Origin of the sequence: Bradyrhizobium sp. B117, assembly GCF_038969555.1 — a bacterium.
GTDB lineage: Bacteria > Pseudomonadota > Alphaproteobacteria > Rhizobiales > Xanthobacteraceae > Bradyrhizobium.
Genome location: NZ_CP152414.1, coordinates 5,787,049 through 5,799,398 on the forward strand (window position 1 = coordinate 5,787,049; position 12,350 = coordinate 5,799,398).

The 12,350-nt window shown below is 65.1% G+C and carries 13 protein-coding genes; 6 read left to right on the plus strand and 7 right to left on the minus strand.

Going from position 1 to position 12,350, the window contains the following annotated elements:
- Positions 1 to 193: 193 nt before the first annotated feature.
- From fabG to AAFG16_RS28430, 4 genes are all read right to left on the minus strand, one after another.
- The gene (fabG, locus tag AAFG16_RS28415) at positions 194 to 931 is read right to left on the minus strand and encodes a 3-oxoacyl-[acyl-carrier-protein] reductase (protein ID WP_027557576.1); all 738 of its coding nucleotides are present in this window, start codon (positions 929 to 931) and stop codon (positions 194 to 196) included.
- A gap of 67 nt (positions 932 to 998) precedes the next feature.
- Entirely contained in the window at positions 999 to 1,958 is a 960-nt protein-coding gene (fabD, locus tag AAFG16_RS28420; protein WP_342730568.1) for an ACP S-malonyltransferase, read from the minus strand.
- A gap of 174 nt (positions 1,959 to 2,132) precedes the next feature.
- The gene (locus AAFG16_RS28425; protein ID WP_342730570.1) at positions 2,133 to 3,158 is read right to left on the minus strand and encodes a fatty acid desaturase family protein; all 1,026 of its coding nucleotides are present in this window, start codon (positions 3,156 to 3,158) and stop codon (positions 2,133 to 2,135) included.
- 3 nt (positions 3,159 to 3,161) lie between these two features.
- Positions 3,162 to 3,866 (minus strand): TetR/AcrR family transcriptional regulator C-terminal domain-containing protein, encoded by a 705-nt coding sequence (locus AAFG16_RS28430; RefSeq protein WP_342730572.1) that lies wholly within the window; start codon positions 3,864 to 3,866, stop codon positions 3,162 to 3,164.
- A 346-nt stretch (positions 3,867 to 4,212) separates the two neighbouring features.
- Between AAFG16_RS28430 and rpsF the strand changes: the two genes are divergently transcribed.
- The 4 genes from rpsF to rplI all read left to right on the plus strand — a co-directional run bounded on the left by rpsF (position 4,213) and on the right by rplI (position 6,705).
- Entirely contained in the window at positions 4,213 to 4,713 is a 501-nt protein-coding gene (gene rpsF / locus AAFG16_RS28435) for a 30S ribosomal protein S6 (protein WP_283079660.1), read from the plus strand.
- Positions 4,714 to 4,718: 5 nt separating this feature from the next.
- The gene (gene rpsR, locus AAFG16_RS28440; RefSeq protein WP_007592020.1) at positions 4,719 to 4,958 is read left to right on the plus strand and encodes a 30S ribosomal protein S18; all 240 of its coding nucleotides are present in this window, start codon (positions 4,719 to 4,721) and stop codon (positions 4,956 to 4,958) included.
- A gap of 127 nt (positions 4,959 to 5,085) precedes the next feature.
- Positions 5,086 to 6,054, plus strand: a complete 969-nt coding sequence (locus AAFG16_RS28445; RefSeq protein WP_342730574.1) for a DUF2232 domain-containing protein — start codon at positions 5,086 to 5,088, stop codon at positions 6,052 to 6,054.
- Positions 6,055 to 6,105: 51 nt separating this feature from the next.
- Positions 6,106 to 6,705, plus strand: a complete 600-nt coding sequence (gene rplI / locus AAFG16_RS28450) for a 50S ribosomal protein L9 (RefSeq protein WP_283079662.1) — start codon at positions 6,106 to 6,108, stop codon at positions 6,703 to 6,705.
- Between the two features lie 79 nt (positions 6,706 to 6,784).
- Here rplI and AAFG16_RS28455 read toward each other — a convergent pair whose 3' ends face one another.
- Together AAFG16_RS28455 and AAFG16_RS28460 are read right to left on the minus strand one after the other, a co-directional pair.
- On the minus strand, positions 6,785 to 7,252 hold the full coding sequence (locus AAFG16_RS28455) for a PaaI family thioesterase (RefSeq protein WP_342730576.1): 468 nt from the start codon (positions 7,250 to 7,252) through the stop codon (positions 6,785 to 6,787).
- Positions 7,253 to 7,484: 232 nt separating this feature from the next.
- On the minus strand, positions 7,485 to 8,444 hold the full coding sequence (locus AAFG16_RS28460) for a hypothetical protein (RefSeq protein WP_342730578.1): 960 nt from the start codon (positions 8,442 to 8,444) through the stop codon (positions 7,485 to 7,487).
- Positions 8,445 to 8,725: 281 nt separating this feature from the next.
- On the opposite strand from AAFG16_RS28460, the gene AAFG16_RS28465 reads away from it, so the two are divergent.
- Complete coding sequence (locus AAFG16_RS28465; protein ID WP_342730580.1) at positions 8,726 to 9,976, plus strand: cyclopropane-fatty-acyl-phospholipid synthase family protein; 1,251 nt, start codon at positions 8,726 to 8,728, stop codon at positions 9,974 to 9,976.
- A 102-nt stretch (positions 9,977 to 10,078) separates the two neighbouring features.
- Here AAFG16_RS28465 and AAFG16_RS28470 read toward each other — a convergent pair whose 3' ends face one another.
- The gene (locus AAFG16_RS28470; RefSeq protein ID WP_342730582.1) at positions 10,079 to 10,258 is read right to left on the minus strand and encodes a transcriptional regulator; all 180 of its coding nucleotides are present in this window, start codon (positions 10,256 to 10,258) and stop codon (positions 10,079 to 10,081) included.
- Positions 10,259 to 10,820: 562 nt separating this feature from the next.
- On the opposite strand from AAFG16_RS28470, the gene AAFG16_RS28475 reads away from it, so the two are divergent.
- The gene (locus AAFG16_RS28475) at positions 10,821 to 12,332 is read left to right on the plus strand and encodes a replicative DNA helicase (protein ID WP_342730584.1); all 1,512 of its coding nucleotides are present in this window, start codon (positions 10,821 to 10,823) and stop codon (positions 12,330 to 12,332) included.
- The last annotated feature ends 18 nt before the right edge of the window (positions 12,333 to 12,350 follow it).

Here is a 12,350-nt window from a genome sequence, read left to right on the forward strand (position 1 = left end):
CCCGGCGAACGACGGCCAAGGCTCGGCATCGCCAATATACAGGGTTTCAAAAACCTGCAATGGCGTTCTTTGCCCATCCGTTGAAGGTCCGGTTATCATACTTCAATTGCCTTGACTACAAGCCTCATTTCGCTCCGGAAACGGCCGTTTGCCGCATCCCGCACTGCGGATATGGGCGGCGCGGGACGAGGCGTCAGATCATGGCCATGCCGCCGTTGACGTGGATGGTCTGCCCGGTGACGTAGGCCGCTTCGTTCGAACTCAGGTAGACGGCGGCGGCCGCAATGTCCTCGGGCGTCCCGAGGCGAGCAGCCGGAACCTTGGTCAGAATCGTCTCGCGCTGCTTGTCGTTGAGCGCGTCCGTCATCGGCGTCTTGATGAAGCCGGGCGCGATGCAGTTCGCGGTCACGCCGCGCTTGGCGTATTCGGCACCCAGCGTCTTGATCATGCCGATCAGGCCCGCCTTGGACGCGGTGTAGTTGCCCTGTCCGGGATTGCCGGTGACGCCGACCACCGAGGTGATGGCGATGATGCGGCCAAAGCGCTTGCGCATCATCAATTTGGTCGCGGCGCGCGCCAGGCGGAAGGTCGCGGTCAGATTGACGTTGATGACCTCCTCCCAGTCCTCATCGCGGAGTTGGACGAAGAGATTGTCGCGGGTGATGCCGGCATTGGCGATCAGGATGTCGACCTGCCCCATCGCAGCTTCGGCGGCGGGCACCAGCGCCTCGACCTCGTCGGCCTTGGAGAGGTTGCAGGGCAATACGTGGGTGCGCTCGCCGAGCTTGCCGGCAAGCTCATCCAGCACTTCCTTCCGCGTCCCCGAAATCGCAACGGTAGCGCCCTGCGCATGCAGCGCCTGCGCGATCGCGCCGCCGATGCCGCCGGTCGCGCCGGTGACGAGCGCCTTCTTGCCAGTCAGATCGAACATCGAAAACTCCTTCAAAGCACGATCCGGAAAAGTGTGTAGCGGTTTTCCGGCACGATCGTGCGTAAACTCAAGCCTGCTTCGCAGCGGCCAATGCATCCTTGGCGGCGGCAATGTCGTTGGGACCGCCGACCGCAACGCCAACCGCACCGTCCGCAATGCGCTTGACGAGCCCGGTCAGAACCTTGCCCGCGCCGATCTCGAAGAAGCGCGTGACGCCCTGCCCTGCCATATAGGCAACCGACTCGCGCCAGCGCACGGTGCCGGTAACCTGCTCGACCAGGCGGCGGCGGATCTCGTCGGGATCGGTGATGGCGCTCGCCAGCACGTTCGACACCAGCGGCGCCGCCGGCGCCTTGATCGCGACCTTGGCCAGCGCCTCGGCCATGGCGTCTGCGGCAGGCTGCATCAGCTTGCAGTGGAACGGCGCGGACACCGGCAGCAACATGGCGCGCTTGGCGCCCTTGGTCTTGGCGATCTCGACGGCGCGGTCGACCGCAGCCTTGTCGCCGGAGACCACCACCTGGCCGCCGCCATTGTCATTGGCGGCCTGGCAGACCTGCCCCTGCGCGGCCTCGCCCGCGACCTCCATGGCGGCTTCGTAGTCGAGGCCAAGCAGAGCGGCCATTGCGCCAACGCCGACAGGAACGGCTTTTTGCATTGCGAGACCGCGGGTGCGAAGCAGCCGCGCGGTGTCGGAGACCGTCAGGCTGCCGGCCGCAGCCAGCGCCGAATATTCACCGAGCGAGTGGCCGGCGACGAAGGCCGCATCCCGCCCGATGGAAAACCCGGCCTCGGCCTCGAGCACCCGCAGGGTGGCGATCGACACCGCCATCAGCGCCGGCTGGGCGTTCTCGGTGAGCTGGAGGGTCTCGGCCGGGCCATCCCAGATGGTCGCGGTCAGCTTCTCTCCCAGCGCGGCATCGACCTCGTCGAACACGGCGCGCGCCACCGGAAAGGCGTCGGCCAGGGCCTTGCCCATGCCAACCGCCTGGGACCCCTGCCCCGGAAATGTGAATGCTGCCGTCATCGGCGCTCCCTGCTTGTCGGGCGTGATCACTTGCGAGAACCGGCAGCCGATTACGCGCGGCCTTGGGCCATGGTTCCGGATCACGCTCCAAAGGGGGCCGTAGACACTGTCCGGGGCTGGAATGTCAAGCCAAGATAGGAAGTTCGGCCGGCATTCACCTGGGGATGCGGGCCCCTAGAATCCACCGTTGGTCTGGTTGGCATCGACCGCCGCTCCCGCCCGCGCGCGCCGCGCGCTGTTGACCAGCTGGCCCGGACGGTCGTCCCGGTCGGGTTTCGCGGTCGCAAGCCGCAGCACCGCGGCGTAGCCGGGCTGCACCTCCATGCGGCCGGAATGCCGGCTCGCGCTGAGCAGGCGATGCACCTTCGGCAGATTGTAGCAGGGCACATAGAACAACAGATGATGTTCGAGGTGATAGTTGACGTAGTACGGCGCGATGAACAGCCGCTCGAGAAAGTTCGCATGCGTGGTGCGGGTGTTGCGCAGGGGATCGCTGCTGTCGGGCACGACAGCGTGCTCGGCGATGTTGCGGATGCGGGTGATGACCATCATCCAGGTCAGCAGCGGCACCAGCCATAGCAGCGGATAGGCCCACCACACGCCGGCCGCCGCGCACGCTGCAAACATCGCGGCGTTGACGAGGCATTGCGGGCCGAGCTTCTCCCAGAAATGCGCGGCGCGCTGGCGCCACGGCCAATCCTTCGGCCCCAGCGCGTTCAGGAGCTGCGCCTTTCGCTGCTGATAGCCGGTCTGCCCGGTGATGTCGCGAATGAACTTGCGGCGATAGCTGAGCTTCGTGATCGGAAACGGCGCCGACAGCACGAGATCAGGATCGTCCCCCTGCTGGGTGCGCGCATGATGCTGGAGATGATAGCGGCGATAGCTGCGCGTCTCGGCAAAGAGCAGATAGGCGCAGAACCACTGGCTCAGCGCCAGATTGGTCCTCTCGTCGGCGGACAGGCAGCCATGCGCGCCGTCATGCATCAGGATCGCAAGGCCCAGCTGGCGCGAGCCGATGATGGCGACCGCGAACATGTAAGTGAGCGGATTGGGCCACCACGCGACGAGCGCAATCGCACCAATGATCAGCGCCCAGGCGTGAGCGATCAGCGCCACGCCCTTCCACGTCACGCGCTGGCGGACGTCGGCGAGTTGATCGTCGGTCAGGAAATCGCGGGCACGCATGCGAAGTGCGGTCATGGACTAGCCCTCCTCGTTGGAGTTGCCGGATGCATCGCGCTCATCGACGAGACGCAGGCGCGCGGTGTCGTTTGTCGATTTTGCCTGCTCGCCCAGCACGCGCAGCATCTCGGTACAGAGCGCCTCGGGCGAGCGGCCCATGGCGTAGCCTTCGAGAATGATGCCGATGGCGACGGCCCAGAATCGCCGCGAGCTTTCGTCGGGCGCGCGCAGGGAGCGCCAGCCGTGGCGGGCCACCTGGCCCGCATAGGCGCGCGTGCCTTCGCTGTGCAGGCGCTCGATGGTGCGCTCGACCAAAGGCGCGAGATCCTGGCGCCGCCGCGTCAGTGTCAGGGCTTCGGCGAAGAAGGCGATCGAATCGCTTGCCGTCACGGTCTCGGCGAGCGCGTAGGTGTATTCCGCCGGCGTGCGGGCCTTCTGAGCGGCCTGCTCGGTCGCGCGCGCCAGATACAGGAGGTCACGGCAGGCGCATTCGACGAACAGCGCCTCCTTGGTGCGGAAGTAATAGGTGATCTGGCTCGGAAACGCGTCCGCGGCCGCCGCGATGTCGGTGATCGAGGCTCCTGACAGCCCCCGCTCCCGGAACAGCGGGCTCGCCGCGTCCAGTAGCAGCGACCGCATCTTGCGGCCGGCCGAGCGCGTCGCGCGCACCGCATGCTTGGGATCGCCAGTCGCCTCTATTGGTTCAGGGACAGACTTTTTGGCCATGAGGACCTCTCGCTCGATTTATTTGTATGGCATACAAACAAATAATTCAAGCCGGAATGTGGTAATGGGGGATGGGTCAGACCGGACTGCACCGGAACCATCCGGGCCGAAAAGGTGGCCGGCAACCTTGCAAAGCCGGCCAAAATCCGTATAAGCGCGCCATCCGCAGACCCCGGCCGGGAGCTGAACGGACGGTCTCAGCAAATCATTCGTGATTTTGGTGTGGCAGGGCCAGTCGGCCCGTCGTCCCGTGTTTCCGCCTTCTGAGCTTCATCCCAGAGTCCTTTCCGAAGGTCTCTTAAGGGCTTGACGCCGGGCGATGCGCCAACATGAGGAAAGGACTTCCATGCCTCTTTATGAGCATGTCTTTCTCGCGCGTCAGGACGCGAGCACGCAGCAGGTCGAAGAGCTGACCGCGCAGATGACCGGCATCGTCGAAGGTCTCGGCGGCAAGATCACCAAGACCGAGAATTGGGGCGTTCGCTCCCTCACCTACCGCATGAACAAGAACCGCAAGGCGCACTTCGTGTTGCTCAACATCGACGCGCCGTCCGCGGCGATCGCCGAGATCGAGCGCCAGGAGCGCATCAGCGAAGACGTGATCCGCTATCTCAGCGTCCGCGTCGAGGAGCTCGAGGAAGGCCCGTCCGCGATGATGCGCAAGGCCGACCGCGATCGCGAGCGTGACGATCGTGGTGGCGGCTTCCGCGGCGAGCGCGAAGGCGGCTTCCGTGGCGACCGCGAGGGTGGTTTCCGTGGCGGCGATCGTGACGGTGGTGGCTTCCGCGGTGATCGCGGCCCGCGCCGTCCGCGCGAGGAAGCTGAAACCACGACGGATGGGGAGTAAGATCAATGGCTGAAGCTGGTGCACGCCGTCCGTTTTTCCGTCGTCGCAAGAGCTGCCCGTTCACGGGCGCCAATGCGCCGAAGATCGACTACAAGGACTCCAAGCTGTTGATGCGTTACGTCTCCGAGCGCGGCAAGATCGTGCCGAGCCGCATCACCGCCGTGTCCGCGAAGAAGCAGCGTGAGCTCGCCCGCGCCATCAAGCGCGCGCGGTTCCTGGGCCTCTTGCCCTACGTCATTCGCTAGGACGAATTCGACCGGCGGCGCCACCGCCGCCGGTCGCACTCTCTGATCTCATAAGGCTTCCGGGTCGTCCGGTCGCCGATGGTTGGGGCGAGACGCCTCTAACCGCTCGAAGGGAGCGGGACAGCTGATGATGGCTTTTGGACTGATAGCCCTGATCGCCGGCGCTGCGTCGGCCCTGATGTTCGCCTCGATCGTGTCGGGCGCGCTGATCTCGCTCGTCCTGGTTTGCCTTGCTCCCCTGCCGCTCATGCTGGCTGCGATCGCCTGGGGCCCGCTCTGCGGCGCGATTGGCGGCCTTGCCGCCATGCTCGTCATCGGCGGTGCGCTCAGCATGCCTCTGGCCTTGGGTTACGGTCTTGCGATCGCGTTGCCGGCCTGGTGGCTCGGGCATCTTGCTATGCTTGGACGATCCGCGACCGGCGGTGCGGCGGTCACGGATGCGACTGCCATCCATGTCGAATGGTATCCGCTTGGACGTATCCTGCTGTGGATTGCGGCGCTGGCGACGCTTCTGACCGCAGGATCTCTGCTGTCGCTGGGGACTGACGCGTCGGCAATCGGCGACGCGATGCGCCGCGGCTTCGCCAGGATCTTCTCGCTGGTGAGCGACACGACCGTCACCGAGAGCGATCCCCGCGTCAGCCTGATGGTCGCCGTGACGCCGGTTCTGGTTGCGGCCTCGCAGATGACGACGCTCACCCTCAATCTCTGGCTTGCCGCGAAAGTCGCGGCTGTTTCAGGCAAGCTGCATCGGCCCTGGCCGGACCTCAGCAGCACGAGCTTGCCACCGATGACGCTCGTCGCGCTCTGTGTCGCGCTTGCCTTCAGCTTCTCCGGCGGAATGATCGGCATTCTGGCCGTCATCGTCACGACCGTCTTGATGGTGGCCTATGCGCTGATCGGCCTTGCCGTTCTGCACACCATCACGCGCGACCTCGCCAATCGCGGGTTCTGGCTCGCTGCTGCATACGCCATCATCTTCATGTTCAGCGTGAGCCTCGTCCTGCTGACCGCCCTCGGCCTCGCGGACGCGGTGTTCGGCTTCCGCGAGCGCTACCTGCGCAGTCGCCAGCCGCCGCCTTTGCCGACCCCTTAAGTCCAACCCTGCAACCCAGAACTCAAAGACCACTTCAAAAGGAGAACGAATATGGAAGTCATTCTGCTGGAACGCGTCAACAAGCTCGGCCAGATGGGCGAAGTCGTGAAGGTTCGCGACGGCTATGCCCGCAATTTCCTGCTCAAGCGCGGCAAGGCGTTGCGCGCCACCGCCGACAACCGTGCCAAGTACGACGGCATGAAGGCCGATCTCGAGGCCCGCAACCTTGCCTCGAAGGCCGAGGCGTCCAAGGTCGCCGAGAAGATCGAGGGCAAGAACATCATCGTGATCCGTCAGGCGTCGGAAGCCGGTCAGCTGTTCGGCTCGGTCACGGTGCGTGACGTCGTCATGGCGTTCGAAGCCGACGGCGTTTCGCTGTCCCGCCCGCAGGTGCAGCTCGATGCGCCGATCAAGACCATCGGCAAGCACCCGATCACCGTCGCCGTCCATCCCGAGGTCGAGGTCGAGGTCACCGTCACGGTTGCACGCAGCCAGGACGAGGCCGAGCGCATCAACCGCGGCGAGGACATCTCGACCCGCAACGAGGACCGCGATGCGGCCGCCGAGGCGATTGCCGCCGCCGGCGAGTTCTTCGATCCGGAAGCCCAGCACGACGAGGTCGAGCCGGCCCCGGCTGCGGAAGAGAAGTAAGCGGGTTTGCCCGTCATTCCGGGGCGCTCCGCAGGACCGAACCCGGAATGACGAACACGATCAAAGAAGCCCGGCCGCCTCAAGCGGCCGGGCTTTTCGTTTTGGCGGCGACATCCTCGCTCAGCATCGCGATCGAGGCCAGTGCCGTTGCCGTATGCTTCTCGACACCGTCGCTGAGGCAGAACACGTCGGCGGCGACCACGGAGACCTGGCGGCCCGGCTTGATCACCCTCGCCCGGCAGATCAGCTTGTCGCCGACCGCAGGCGACAACAAATTGAGCTTGTATTCCGCCGTCAGCGCCGGCTGGCCGCGCGTGGTCGCCGCGGCGATGGTCGTGGCGTTGTCGACCAGGAAGGCGGTGACGCCGCCGTGAAAGAAGCCGTGCTGCTGGAGCAGCTCCGGCCGGCGGTCCACGGCGATCGTGCAGGTGCCGCGCGACAATTCGGACAGCTCGGCGCCGACCAGATTCATAAAGCCCTGCCGGCCGACACTGGCGTGGATGCGCGCGGCGATCGGCTCAAATTCGGGATCTGCTTCGGCTCGCATGAGGCCTCTCCTTAGTCCTGGTTGATGCGGTCAGGCGACACCAGCGCACGGATCGCGCAGGCGATCAGCGCATCGGCCTCGCCGCGGAGATCGCTGCGGTCGCGCCCCGACACACTCGCGCTCATCAACCCTCCTAGAGTATTACTCTAGAGTCGTACTCTAATCATGGTCAAGACGATGCGGAGGCCGCGATGACGCGACCTCCGCAGATCGATTGTGAATTTCAGGTGACTTAGCGCGAGATCGGCGGCGCTGGCGAGCCGGAGGACTCCGTCGGCGGCGGCGCCGCAGCGGGCGCGGGCGGCGCCGGCTCCTGCGACCTGGTTGCCGGTTCGGGGCTGGCGGCGGGCGCTGCGGACTTGGGAGCCGCCTCTTCCACCGGCTTGGGCGCAGCCGGTTCAGTGGGCTTCGCCGCGAACGGTGGCGGGGCCGGCGTCACCTGCGGCACCGGATCGGACCGCAGCGCCGGAGCGTCGCTGCTGCGCGGCTCGACCTTGGCGCTATCAGGCTTTGGCTCGGCGGGTTTCTCCGACGCCCTGCTGCTGTCGGACTTGGTGTCAGGCTCGACCTTGCTGCTCTCCGGCTTGGACTCGGGCCTCGGCTCGCTCTTCTTCTCTTCAGTGGTGGGCGCAGCTGCGTCGACCTTCGGTGCTTCCTCGGTCCCGGGCTTGCTGCGACGCTTGCCTTTGCGGCCCTCGGGCAAGGCCTGGCCTTCAGGGTTCGCACCCTCCTCGCTCGGCCGCGCCGCGCGCTTCTGCCGACCCTCGGCAGGCGGAGCCACGCCCTCGCCCTCCGGCTTGGCCGCTTCCTGGGAGCGCTGGCGGCGGCCCTGATGCTCTGGCGACTGGCCCGGCGCGGTGTTCGCGTCCTTCTCCTTGGCGCCGTCCTTCTTGCCATCCTTGGCCTGATAGCGGGTGTCGGTAGCGCCGTTGGAGACGAGGTAGGAGGCGAGGATGCCCGCCATGTCCGAGCTCGTGGTGTAGTGCTGGCGCAGGAAGCCCGGCAGCGAGCCGGGCGCGACGGACTTCAGCAGGCCGCGCGGGCTCTTGTGGCACGCATTGCAGGTCTGCGCGAAGATCTGGGACGGGCTTTTGCCGGCCTCGAGGTTCGTCGCCTGCGCAAGAACGGTATCGGTCGCGCCGAAGCCGATCAGAAGCAATACCGTCGCGAGGCTGAGCGCTCGGCTCGACATTCCCATCATCTCCATTGAATTCCGAGAGGTGCAGCCGGCGGCGGGCGCGGCGGCGGGTGACCTTTTAGCGGATTGAGCCGCGAATGGAAGCAGGCCGCACCCGCAAGGGTGTGGTTAAGCGGTTTTGGAATATCGGCTTTGAACCCGGCGCAATAGTGCGTCCGGAACATCCTCCCCACATTTTACATGCAAACGCATAGGAACCAGAGCGGGACCTGAGCGTCAGATGTGAAGACCGGGTTAGTCGCATCTCTTCGGGTTCGCTCGAGAGGAAGGTGTCGATGGACCGATTGTTGCGTAGATTCCTGTCTCATTTCATCCGCCGCGGGTCGCTGACGGTGACCAGCGCAAGCGGATCGAAGTTCACTTTTGGCGACGGCTCGGGCGAGCCGGTCGCGGTGCGTTTCCTCACCGCGGACGCCGAGCGGAGGATCCTCATCAACCCCGAGCTCGGGCTTGGCGAGGCCTACATGGACGGCGACTTCGTCGTCGAGCACGGCTCCCTAGCTGATGCGCTCGCGATCCTGCTCGATCAACCCGACCTATTGCCACAGTGGGCAAAACCCTGGTGGCACCTGCGCTATCTGACGCGGCACCTGAAGCAGTTCAATCCGCGCTCGCGCGCCCGCAGCAACGTCGCACATCATTACGATCTCGACGCGAGGCTCTATTCGCTCTTCCTCGATGCCGACAAGCAATATAGCTGCGCCTATTTCGAGACGCCGGAGACCACGCTCGACGATGCGCAGCTCGCCAAGAGGCGGCACATTGCCGCGAAGCTGCTCATTGGAAGCGGCCAGCGCCTCCTCGACATCGGCTCGGGCTGGGGCGGTCTCGGGCTCTACCTCGCCGAGATCGGCGGCGCCGACGTCACCGGCGTCACGCTGTCGACCGAGCAGCTGCAGATTGCCAATTCGCGTGCGGCCGAGAAGGGCCTGAGCGGATCGGCGCGCTTCCTGCTCGAGGACTATCGCGACATCGACGGGCCGTTCGATCGCATCGTCTCGGTCGGCATGTTCGAGCATGTCGGGGCGAGGTTCTACGACACCTATTTCGAGCGCTGCGCCGAGCTCCTGAGCGAGGACGGCATCATGCTGCTGCACTCGATCGGCCGGTCACAGGGGCCGGATTCGACCAATCCCTGGATCGCCAAATACATCTTCCCAGGCGGCTACATCCCCGCCGTGTCGGAGGTGCTACCGGCGATCGAGCGCGCTGGCCTGCTGGTCTGCGACATCGAGATTCTGCGCCTGCACTATGCCGAAACGCTGAAGGCCTGGCGGGAGCGCTTCATGGCGCGGCGCGAGGAAGCCGTGCAGTTCTACGACGAGCGCTTCGCGCTGATGTGGGAGTTTTACCTGGCAGCCTGCGAGATGACCTTCCGCAAGCAGGCGATGATGAACTTCCAGATCCAGCTCACCAAGCGTCAAGGTGTGGTGCCGATCACCCGGGACTACATCGCGCGGGAGGAAGCCCGCCTGCGGGCGATCGAAGGCGGCGCCAAGCCCAGGCTGAAGCTGGCCGGTGAATGAGTTCTCGAGCCCCGTTTCCGATGGCATCGGAACGGGACTCTCGATTCCTGTTTTGACGCGTTTTCTTGACGCGAACCGGTATCCACTTCGCTTGAAAACGCTCTAGTGACGCAGGGTCGAGATCGGCGAGGACCGGAGAGAGGCCGTTAACGTCAGCTGCGCCCGCAGTTCCGCGATGATCTCGGGTGCGACCGGCTGGCGGCGGATGTCGGGGCGTTCGGCGTGCTGCATGGCGGCGATCAGGCCTGACAGCCAGAGCCGGCTACCATCTCGCTTCGCCACTGATGGTGCTGCCGTTCTGGCCGCATCGCTTGCCTCTCCCTGATGGCGGGTCGAAGATAACCCCCTGCCCGCCTGCCTGTTCCGGCTCTACCCCGAAAGAATCCGGGGAGATGTGATCTGCTTCACATAAGTCTGGTCGGGTCCGGTCTAGACCGTCGCTATGAGCAAAGAGACCCAATCCCCATTCGACGTGCAGGACGGCCTCCGTACGGATTACGCCCTGATTGCCACCGGCGTCGGAGCGGCCCTGGTTGCGCTGGTGTACCTCCTGCTGGTCTGAACCCGAGCCGAAGGCTCCCGGGCGGGCCTCGTTCGGTACGCGTCTGAATAGGTCTGCGCCCTCCCCCATAAGGTTCATGTCATCCGGATTCTTCCGTAGCGCGGCTGCGAACGCAGCCGGCGGGGTTCCGCAAATCCGTCAAGCACGGCGCATGCTGCGGCCGCTAATCATCCACCGCTATTAAGATCGGTTGATAGCGACGAGCTTTTGCTTCCGCTTTGGGCTGCGGCGGCGCTTTATCCCGGCCCCGCATCCGCCCAAGAAAATTGCTATCGCTCGACCATGGCCCTGACTGATTCGAACGTCCTGAAACTTGCGCCCGAGCCTGGAACTCCCGCCTATCGGAGCGCGCCGCATAATATCGAGGCTGAACAGAGCCTTCTGGGCGCGATTCTGGTCAACAACGACGCCTTCTATCGTGTCTCCGACTTTCTGGAGCCGAAGCATTATTTCGAGCCGTTGCACCAGACCATCTTCGAGACCGCCGGCAGCCTGATCCGGATGGGCAAGATCGCGACGCCCGTGACGCTCAAGACGTTCCTGCCCGCCGACACCGATGTCGGCGGCATGACCATCGGGCAATATCTGGCGCGGCTCGCGGCGGAAGCCACCACCATCATCAACGCCCAGGACTACGGCCGCACCATCTATGACCTCGCGCTGCGCCGCGACCTGATCGGCATCGGCGAGGACATGGTCAATGTCGCCTATGACGCGCCGGTCGACTTCGCGCCGCGGGCACAGATCGAGGACGCCGAGCGCCGCCTCTACGAACTCGCCGAATCCGGCCGCTACGACGGCGGTTTCCAGAAATTCTCACAGGCGCTGACGGTCGCGGTCGATCTCGCGGCGAAGGCGTTCCAGCGCGACGGAAAGCTGTCCGGCATCTCGACGGGCATGCGGGACCTCGACACCAAGATGGGCGGCCTGCAGCACTCCGACCTCATCATCGTCGCGGGACGCCCCGGCATGGGCAAGACGTCGCTGGCGACCAACATCGCCTACAACGTCGCGCAGGCCTATGTCGGCGAGCTCCAGGCCGACGGCACCATGAAGGCGGCCAATGGCGGCGTGATCGGCTTCTTCTCCTGCGAAATGTCGGCCGACCAGCTCGCCACGCGTATCGTGGCCGAGCGCACCGGCATCCCCTCCTCTCACATCCGCCGCGGCGGCATCTCGGAGGCCGATTTCGAGAAGATCCGCCAGGTCTCGATCGAGCTGCAATCGCTGCCGTTCTATGTCGACGCGACCGGCGGTCTGTCGATCGCGCAACTGATGGCGCGCGCGCGCCGGCTCAAGCGGCAGAAGGGCCTCGATCTGCTCGTGATCGACTACATCCAGCTCTTGTCCGGCTCAGGCAAGCGCGCCAGCGATAGCCGCGTGCAGGAAATCACGGAGATCACGACCAGCCTGAAGGCGCTGGCCAAGGAGCTCAACGTTCCCGTGATCGCGCTGTCGCAGCTTTCACGACAGGTTGAATCGCGCGACGACAAGCGGCCGCAACTCTCCGACTTGCGTGAATCCGGATCAATCGAGCAGGACGCCGACGTCGTGCTGTTCGTTTACCGCGAGGAATATTACCTCGCGATGAAGGAGCCCCGCCCGGGCACGCCTGAACACGAGAAGTGGCAGCTTGACATGAGTCTTGCGCACGGCAAGGCCGAAGTCATCATCGGCAAGCAGCGCCACGGCCCGACAGGCACCGTCGACCTGGCCTTCGAAGCCTCGGTCACGCGGTTCGGCGACCTTGCTCCTGACAGTCAGTTGCCCGCTCGCAGCGGCAACGACTACTGAGTTCCTTGAACCAGACCT

Excerpts from the sequence above, each read along its gene's own strand:
- fabG (WP_027557576.1), bottom strand. The coding sequence starts at position 931 with ATGTTCGATCTGACTGGCAAGAAGGCGCTCGTCACCGGCGCGACCGGC.
- fabD (WP_342730568.1), bottom strand. The coding sequence starts at position 1,958 with ATGACGGCAGCATTCACATTTCCGGGGCAGGGGTCCCAGGCGGTTGGC.
- AAFG16_RS28425 (WP_342730570.1), bottom strand. The coding sequence starts at position 3,158 with ATGACCGCACTTCGCATGCGTGCCCGCGATTTCCTGACCGACGATCAA.
- AAFG16_RS28430 (WP_342730572.1), bottom strand. The coding sequence starts at position 3,866 with ATGGCCAAAAAGTCTGTCCCTGAACCAATAGAGGCGACTGGCGATCCC.
- rpsF (WP_283079660.1), top strand. The coding sequence starts at position 4,213 with ATGCCTCTTTATGAGCATGTCTTTCTCGCGCGTCAGGACGCGAGCACG.
- rpsR (WP_007592020.1), top strand. The coding sequence starts at position 4,719 with ATGGCTGAAGCTGGTGCACGCCGTCCGTTTTTCCGTCGTCGCAAGAGC.
- AAFG16_RS28445 (WP_342730574.1), top strand. The coding sequence starts at position 5,086 with ATGATGGCTTTTGGACTGATAGCCCTGATCGCCGGCGCTGCGTCGGCC.
- rplI (WP_283079662.1), top strand. The coding sequence starts at position 6,106 with ATGGAAGTCATTCTGCTGGAACGCGTCAACAAGCTCGGCCAGATGGGC.
- AAFG16_RS28455 (WP_342730576.1), bottom strand. The coding sequence starts at position 7,252 with ATGCGAGCCGAAGCAGATCCCGAATTTGAGCCGATCGCCGCGCGCATC.
- AAFG16_RS28460 (WP_342730578.1), bottom strand. The coding sequence starts at position 8,444 with ATGTCGAGCCGAGCGCTCAGCCTCGCGACGGTATTGCTTCTGATCGGC.
- AAFG16_RS28465 (WP_342730580.1), top strand. The coding sequence starts at position 8,726 with ATGGACCGATTGTTGCGTAGATTCCTGTCTCATTTCATCCGCCGCGGG.
- AAFG16_RS28475 (WP_342730584.1), top strand. The coding sequence starts at position 10,821 with ATGGCCCTGACTGATTCGAACGTCCTGAAACTTGCGCCCGAGCCTGGA.